9 protein-coding genes are annotated in these 6,993 nt (G+C 41.9%); 2 read left to right on the forward strand and 7 right to left on the reverse strand.

All coding sequences use genetic code 11. The annotated features are described in order from the left end of the window. Window positions 1–15: 15 nt before the first annotated feature. The 6 genes from spoIIIAB to AC3WLU_RS25275 form a co-directional block, all read right to left on the reverse strand. Window positions 16–531 (reverse strand): stage III sporulation protein SpoIIIAB, encoded by a 516-nt coding sequence (gene spoIIIAB, locus AC3WLU_RS25250; RefSeq protein ID WP_063575693.1) that lies wholly within the window; start codon window positions 529–531, stop codon window positions 16–18. Then, on the reverse strand, window positions 524–1,456 hold the full coding sequence (gene spoIIIAA, locus AC3WLU_RS25255; RefSeq protein WP_057278798.1) for a stage III sporulation protein AA: 933 nt from the start codon (window positions 1,454–1,456) through the stop codon (window positions 524–526). Before spoIIIAA ends, spoIIIAB begins: the two co-directional genes overlap by 8 nt. A gap of 737 nt (window positions 1,457–2,193) precedes the next feature. Then, entirely contained in the window at window positions 2,194–2,751 is a 558-nt protein-coding gene (gene efp, locus AC3WLU_RS25260; RefSeq protein ID WP_034308328.1) for an elongation factor P, read from the reverse strand. 26 nt (window positions 2,752–2,777) lie between these two features. Then, entirely contained in the window at window positions 2,778–3,839 is a 1,062-nt protein-coding gene (locus tag AC3WLU_RS25265) for a M24 family metallopeptidase (protein ID WP_057278800.1), read from the reverse strand. Then, window positions 3,836–4,285, reverse strand: a complete 450-nt coding sequence (aroQ, locus tag AC3WLU_RS25270; protein WP_048677783.1) for a type II 3-dehydroquinate dehydratase — start codon at window positions 4,283–4,285, stop codon at window positions 3,836–3,838. The genes AC3WLU_RS25265 and aroQ overlap by 4 nt, the downstream gene beginning before the upstream one ends. 93 nt (window positions 4,286–4,378) lie before the next feature. After that, entirely contained in the window at window positions 4,379–4,891 is a 513-nt protein-coding gene (locus tag AC3WLU_RS25275) for a YqhR family membrane protein (RefSeq protein ID WP_057278801.1), read from the reverse strand. 334 nt (window positions 4,892–5,225) lie between these two features. Between AC3WLU_RS25275 and AC3WLU_RS25280 the strand changes: the two genes are divergently transcribed. Beyond that, a complete protein-coding gene (locus AC3WLU_RS25280) occupies window positions 5,226–6,182 on the forward strand; it encodes a DUF1385 domain-containing protein (protein ID WP_492598124.1) in 957 nt (318 codons plus the stop codon). A gap of 138 nt (window positions 6,183–6,320) precedes the next feature. Next, entirely contained in the window at window positions 6,321–6,695 is a 375-nt protein-coding gene (locus AC3WLU_RS25285) for an SA1362 family protein (RefSeq protein ID WP_048677789.1), read from the forward strand. Window positions 6,696–6,814: 119 nt separating this feature from the next. Here AC3WLU_RS25285 and AC3WLU_RS25290 read toward each other — a convergent pair. Beyond that, on the reverse strand, window positions 6,815–6,993 hold a 179-nt coding region (locus tag AC3WLU_RS25290), incomplete at its 5' end, for a transposase (protein WP_492598127.1).

Genomic DNA, 6,993 nt, shown 5'->3' on the forward strand with positions numbered 1-6,993 from the left:
TCCCCCCACATATTCCTACATCAGCAAGATGATCAATAATAGCCCTGATAAAAAACCAAGACTTTTCATCATTTTTTCATATTTCCCCTGGCGGTCGAGTGCATCGGTTTCTTCCCGTTCCAGATGTGCCATCGTTAGCATGATTTGCTTTTGCTGATGATATTTATCGCTTTTCCCAAGCGTCTCCCCAAACTGTGAAAGAATCTCGAATTCTCCCTGTTTTAAAGCAAGGGATTGCCATATTTTCTTCAAACTATCATCCCATGCTTCTTTGACGGTGGTTTCACCTGACTCGAGCCGATTTGCAAATGTATCGAAAAAGCTGGACAAAGGTTTGGCCATCTGTTTAGAAAGTTTCCTTGCCGCTTCTTTCAAAGGTGTATGACCGAACATGATTTCAGCTTCAAGCGATTGCATGGCGACTTTCAGCTGTCTCAGTTGACGAGGCCTCATACTTAATTTTTTCGCCGCTTCAAAACCTGCCCAAGTCGTCGCTATCATAATTATCGCTGCTCCAATTAACTTAAACATGCGGGTTCACACTTTCTCCCAAGTAAATGGGAACCCCTGCTGCATCAAGGACTTTGTAGCCCCTCCTACCGGATTTACTTCTTTTTAATTCAATAAAGCGTTCAAAGATGTTTTGCTTTAATATTTCAGCGATAATGGGTCGCTTCTTGATTTCATCCAGTGTATGGCCATGCGTGGTTATCATGAGTTTAATACCTGCATTCACGGCTTCCAGCACAGCCTGCGTATCCGCTTCCCTGCCTATTTCATCCACGATCAATACATCCGGGGACATCGAACGGATCATCATCATCATCCCTTCCGCTTTAGGACATCCATCGAGCACATCAACCCTTGTTCCGAATTCGAGCTGCGGCACTCCATGCACACATCCGGCAATTTCTGAGCGCTCGTCCACTATCCCCACCTTTTGAGGGGCAATGCCGAGTTTTTCATTACCACTGGATATCATTCTTGCAATATCACGTAATATGGTCGTTTTTCCCGTTTGCGGAGCTCCGATCAACATGGTATGCTGCCATTCCCCGTCATATAAATATGAAGTGAGAGGTTCAGCTGCACCTATTTTTTCACGTGCAACCCGAATATTGAATGAGGAAATATCCCTGATCGCTTTGACCGAACCATTTTCCAGGATCACCTTGCCAGCAAGCCCCACCCGATGTCCGCCCGCTATGGTTATATATCCTCGCTTTAATTCTTCCTCAAGCGTATATAACGAAAATTGACCTATATTATTCAATAATTGATCTGCATCCGAATGGGTCACTTCATAGGAAAAAAAGTATGGTTCCCCCCCTACAATGACCTCAAGCGGCCTGCCAACCCGAATTCGCAGTTCTTCCATCCTATCGATCACCATCGGTGTCATACCGCGGAGTTGCTCGTATAAACTTTTCGGTAAAAAAGAAAGAATCGTTTCCATTTTGACAATCCTCCTGTATACACCACTTTCAATAAAATATATGCCGACAAGCACGCAATGATGACAGGCTATTAAAGAAACGGACCATTTATTGATTTTTTATTACTTCCTGGATCTAAAAAAGACCAAGAAATTAATCTCGGTCTACGTCTTAGTTGATTTCAGAAATCCGCTCCCTTTCCGCCGACTGTCTGCCAAGCCTCCTCGGCGCAAGCGCCTGTGGGGTCTCGGCTAGCCAGTTATTCGGCAGGAGTGTCGCAAATTTCTTCAATCCAGTGAGGGTTCCACTCCATAAAAAAGTAAAACATGAAGGGTAACCAAGTCTTCTTATAAAATCATGGTTTGGGATGAGACCATACGGACCTTCCAGACTGGGAACTTGAGGAGATGAGGATGCTTTTTAAACATGATCATGATTCGATCAGCATGAATGATTACTTTAGACCAACTGGTGCCAGCTTGTAAAATGGAGATTAAAGAGGAATATCGTGTGTACAAATCATCCAATTGCATTTGTGCAGGACTCGTTCATTTTTATCACAGTGTTGTACAGAAAGTAAGGACCTTCAGAAAGTGGTGGCACTCCATATTGGCAGGAATATACGGAAGAAGCAGATCATCTGCGTCATCATGAAGTCCAATCCCATAAAAAATCAAAAAGGTTTCGGAATGAAACCATTCCGAAACCTTTTTGTCTGCAATTTGAGGCCGAGATATTAATCTCGGCCTTCTTTCATTTATGCACGTGATACGTAAGAACCTTCATTTGTATTGATCAATAGTTTGTCACCTTGGTTGATGAAAAATGGCACTTGAACCGAAAGGCCTGTCTCAAGTACGGCTGATTTCGTGCCGCCTGAAGATGTATCGCCTTTAATTCCAGGCTCAGTCTCCGCCACTTCTAGTTCCACTGTGTTTGGAAGTTCGACACCAAGAGTTTCCGCTTGGAAAGTCATGATATGTACTTCCATATTTTCCTTTAGGAACTTAAGTTCACGTTCAATGCTTGAAGCCGGCAGCTCGATTTGGTCATACGTTTCGTTATCCATGAATACATGGCTGTCTCCACTTGCATAAAGGTACTGCATCTTGCGGTTTTCGATATGTGCTTTAGCAACTTTTTCACCAGCACGGAATGTTTTCTCCTGGATTGAACCCGTACGAAGGTTCCGAAGTTTAGAACGTACAAAAGCTGCACCTTTACCAGGTTTAACGTGTTGGAACTCGATAACCTGCCAAATTCCATTGTCTACTTCAATCGTAACACCCGTGCGAAAATCGTTTACAGAAATCATAAATTTGTCCTCCTACATGTACATGTTTACAGAATGATTAACTCTTTAGTTGAATGAGTAAGTGCTTCGTTACCGTCAATTGTAACGATTGTATCATCTTCAATCCGCACTCCGCCTACGCCCGGTAAATAAATGCCCGGTTCAACGGTTACAGCCATACCTGGTTCTAAAATGATATCAGACCTAAAGGATAATGCTGGACCTTCATGAACTTCAAGGCCGATTCCATGTCCGGTCGAATGTCCAAAATACTGCCCATATCCCTTTTCTTCAATTAGATTTCGAGTTAGTGCATCCGCTTCCCTGCCAGTCATACCGGGTTTGATCCCAGCCATTCCTCTCAGTTGAGCTTCTAAAACAATGTCATAAATATTAATAAGTTCTTCACTTGGCTTGCCAACCGCTAATGTCCGAGTGATGTCAGACACATACCCGTTATAATATGCCCCGTAATCCAATGTGACAAAATCGCCTTTTTCGATGATTTTATCAGTAGCCACTCCATGCGGAAGTGCGGACCTTATGCCGGATGCTACTATAATATCGAAGGAAGAAGAAGTTGCCCCTTGTTTCCTCATAAAGAATTCAAGTTCATTGGATACATCCAGTTCCGTAATCCCTGGACGCAGGAAATCCAGAATATGCGTAAACGCAGCATCAGCAATAGCAGCCGCTTCCTTTAATATCTTAATCTCTGACGAAGTCTTTATCAAGCGTAAATTCTCAATAACCCCAGACACCGGCAAAAGTTGGCCATCAATGGCCGCTTCATAAGCTTTATATGTAGCATAAGTCAGGTGCTCTTGCTCAAAACCCAGCTTGCCGATATTCATCGCTTTAGCCTGCTTGCCGACTTCTTCCATGATGGTTCCTTTGTGTTGAACGACTTCATAGTCCGGTGCCTGCTTGCCCGCTTGTTCCACGTATCTGAAATCAGTGATGAATTTAGCTTCTTTTTGGGAAATGAGGACAACGCCTGCACTTCCCGTGAAGTTGGTCATGTATCGGCGGTTATATGTACTGGTGATCAAAAAACCATCAATGCCCACCTTTTCCATCGAGGCTCTTAAGTGCATTAGTTTATTCATTTAATTTCCCCCTTTGCAATCTTTGTGATCGCCTGCAACGCCAATTCATAACCGTGTATCCCCAAGCCGACAATCTGTCCCGCCGATACCGCAGCGGTCACTGATTCATGTCGAAAGCTTTCACGGGCATGTATGTTCGAAATATGCACTTCCACCACTGGAACATCAATTCCGGCTATTGCATCACGAATCGCATAACTATAATGAGTAAAAGCCCCAGGATTAATGATAATCCCGTCGATCCCATGATCCTCTGACCAATGGAGCTTGTCGATAATCGCTCCTTCATGGTTAGTTTGAAAAGAGGTTAATTCCACATTTAACCCTTGTGCTTGCAGCATTAATTGCGCTTCCACATCCGCAAGCGTCGAGGATCCATAATGCGCAGGTTCCCGCTTCCCCAAGCGATTTAAATTCGGACCATTGATTAGTAAGATTTTTGTCATCATCAAACACCTGCTCATGTTAAAAGAATGCTTTCCATGAACATTCTATCATAATTCCAAATTGTCTTACTACTTTTTTACAACCAAGAGCAATCAGCTTTCCGATTGCTTCTCGGCCTTGTTTTTATGGCGTATATATTCCTGATGATCATATGATATAGAAAACCCTACAAAAAGACCGTATATAATAAAAATGCATACACTTGTTATAACCGTATTTGCTGACATTTTATAAAAGGTTGGCAAATCGATGAACATCGGTTTCAGGACAAATACAAGTAAAGCCCAGCAGACCACCCCCAAAAAAATACCCGGAAAAATACTCTTCATCCTTTTAAAGAGACTATAGTATATAAAAGCGATCCCCACGGATAGAATTCCGAATAAAATCATGGTCATTACCGTACCGAGCCAATGATCGATCCAGGTCATATTTGACCACGAAGTCAGTATGAATTTTGGGCTAAAATCCATAAAGTTAACATAATGGGCTAGGATTCCGATAAAACTGGCTAAAGCCCCCCCAACAAAACCGACAGCAAGTACATTGTAGATTAACATGCTTTGATATTCCTGTTGAATTTGTCCATTTTCATTAGAAGACATATCAAACACCTCCGCTACGTAGTATGCCCTTTGTTAAATAGAACTATTTTTTTTTATTATTGGGGAGGAGAATCACTAGAGGTTTTGTGATTAATTCTGTATGATTAAATCATAAATAATCTGCTTTTTTCAGAGGAAAATCCCCTTCCTCTGTTGAAATTTATAATGTACACAGGATAATACCTTCCTGTGATTCAACATTCAAAAAGCAATTGTAAGGGATAAAGCTTCCATTCCATTTTGGAGGACCGCCTTAAACCCTTGTGATGCTTGATAATACACATGTTAGCACCCATGAGAGAGCTACGTGAATAACTATTAGGTTGGTGTAGAAATGTCTGAGGTTCAAAAACCCGTTTATGGAGGGCAGGCTGTAGTGGAAGGCGTCATGTTCGGTGGCAAACATCACACAGTCACTGCGGTACGCCGCAAAGATTCGACGATTGTATATTATCATCTGCCGCGTGAATCGAAACCTGTTGTAAACCGCTTAAAAAAAATACCGTTTCTACGGGGTATCGTATCACTGATTCAGTCAAGTGCCACCGGTTCGAAACATCTTAACTTTTCAACTGAACAGTATGAAGAAGAAGAAGACGGGGAAAAACAGGTCGAAACGAAAAAAGAAACGAAAGACCCCTCTAAATTAAGTCTTTGGCTAGGTGTTGCCGTGATCGGTGTGATCTCCTTCCTATTTGGGAAATTGCTTTTCACCTTGATTCCTGTCTTCCTCGCAAAATTGACAGAACCCATTTTCAGTGGCCATACGGCTCAGGTATTAGTGGAAAGCTTGTTCAAGCTGATCTTACTGCTCGTATATATTTATGTAGTTTCCTTGACGCCATTGATCAAGCGGGTCTTTCAGTATCACGGAGCAGAGCATAAGGTGATCAATTGCTTTGAAAGCGGAAAAGAATTGACGGTTGCAAATGTGCAGGCAAGTTCCCGCCTTCATTATCGCTGTGGCAGCAGTTTTATTTTATTTACTGTCATTGTAGGGATGTTTGTCTATCTTCTTGTACCAATCGATCCGCTATGGGTTCGTGTCGTCAATCGCATTTTGCTTATCCCCGTCGTGCTCGGCATAGCATTCGAAGTCTTGCAGTTGACTAACAAAGTAAGGGACACTCCCATCCTGCGTTACCTTGGCTATCCCGGCCTTTGGCTTCAGTTATTGACAACCAAAGCCCCTACCGATGATCAAGTCGAAGTCGCATTGGCATCCTTCCAAGAACTGTTGAGGATGGAAAAGGATACCGAAAAAGGTTTAGAATCGGATGTAATTGTGTAAAACATCTATACACATTTTGATGATGAAAAATCATATACTAATTAAATGAATGATCTTCATTTTTTTTCAAATATTTTACATTTAGAATGTTTAAAATAAGCTAAAAATGCTTATGATGCTCTTAAGGAGGTGTCTTTGTTGAAACGTTTCATATCTTTCATGATATACGGAATCATCGCCCTCGGAGTCCTCGGACTATTGAGCCGACTATTTAATGACCCGATTGGCTTTTTTAGAAACATTCTCATAATAGCCATTGTCGCAGGGATTATTTATATGATTTATACCGGATTAACAAAGGGAAAACCAGTTAAGAAAGAGCAGCAAGCATTCCGAAAGGCTGCCCGCCAATCGAAAAAAAGGCTAAAAAACCGAACTTCGAAAAAAGATAATGTGGCTAGCTTCTCTGCAGCAAAATCATCAAAGAAAATAAAATGGAGAAAGAAAACGGATAGTCACTTAACCGTCATCGAAGGGAAAAAGAATAAAAAGAAAAATCGGGCTTCTTTTTAAGAGCCCGATTCAGTTTGTAGACAAAAGGGGTTCGGAAATAAAAAATTCCGAACCCCTTTTGAAATTCCTTTGAAATTTTGACCAAAGGATAAGAGATTTGGGCTCTTCGAGCCACAATGTTAAGCCATTTTAGGACCTTGCCATGTCCAAGTGGCCATCTTCTTTATATTAATGGCAGCGAAAGTAAGCATCGCCTGCATCGACAATTTTTTAAGTCCCCATAAAGTAGTCCAACGCATACCATGCTTTTCTTTTGCATCTGCGAATACACGCTCAATCGTTTCTTTGCGTTTCGCAT

The organism is Peribacillus sp. FW305-BF15, from assembly GCF_058783805.1.

What these genes read in the sequence shown, in the direction of transcription:
- spoIIIAB (WP_063575693.1), bottom strand. Translation starts at nt 531, where the DNA reads ATGTTTAAGTTAATTGGAGCAGCGATAATTATGATAGCGACGACTTGG.
- spoIIIAA (WP_057278798.1), bottom strand. Translation starts at nt 1,456, where the DNA reads ATGGAAACGATTCTTTCTTTTTTACCGAAAAGTTTATACGAGCAACTC.
- efp (WP_034308328.1), bottom strand. Translation starts at nt 2,751, where the DNA reads ATGATTTCTGTAAACGATTTTCGCACGGGTGTTACGATTGAAGTAGAC.
- AC3WLU_RS25265 (WP_057278800.1), bottom strand. Translation starts at nt 3,839, where the DNA reads ATGAATAAACTAATGCACTTAAGAGCCTCGATGGAAAAGGTGGGCATT.
- aroQ (WP_048677783.1), bottom strand. Translation starts at nt 4,285, where the DNA reads ATGACAAAAATCTTACTAATCAATGGTCCGAATTTAAATCGCTTGGGG.
- AC3WLU_RS25275 (WP_057278801.1), bottom strand. Translation starts at nt 4,891, where the DNA reads ATGTCTTCTAATGAAAATGGACAAATTCAACAGGAATATCAAAGCATG.
- AC3WLU_RS25280 (WP_492598124.1), top strand. Translation starts at nt 5,226, where the DNA reads ATGTCTGAGGTTCAAAAACCCGTTTATGGAGGGCAGGCTGTAGTGGAA.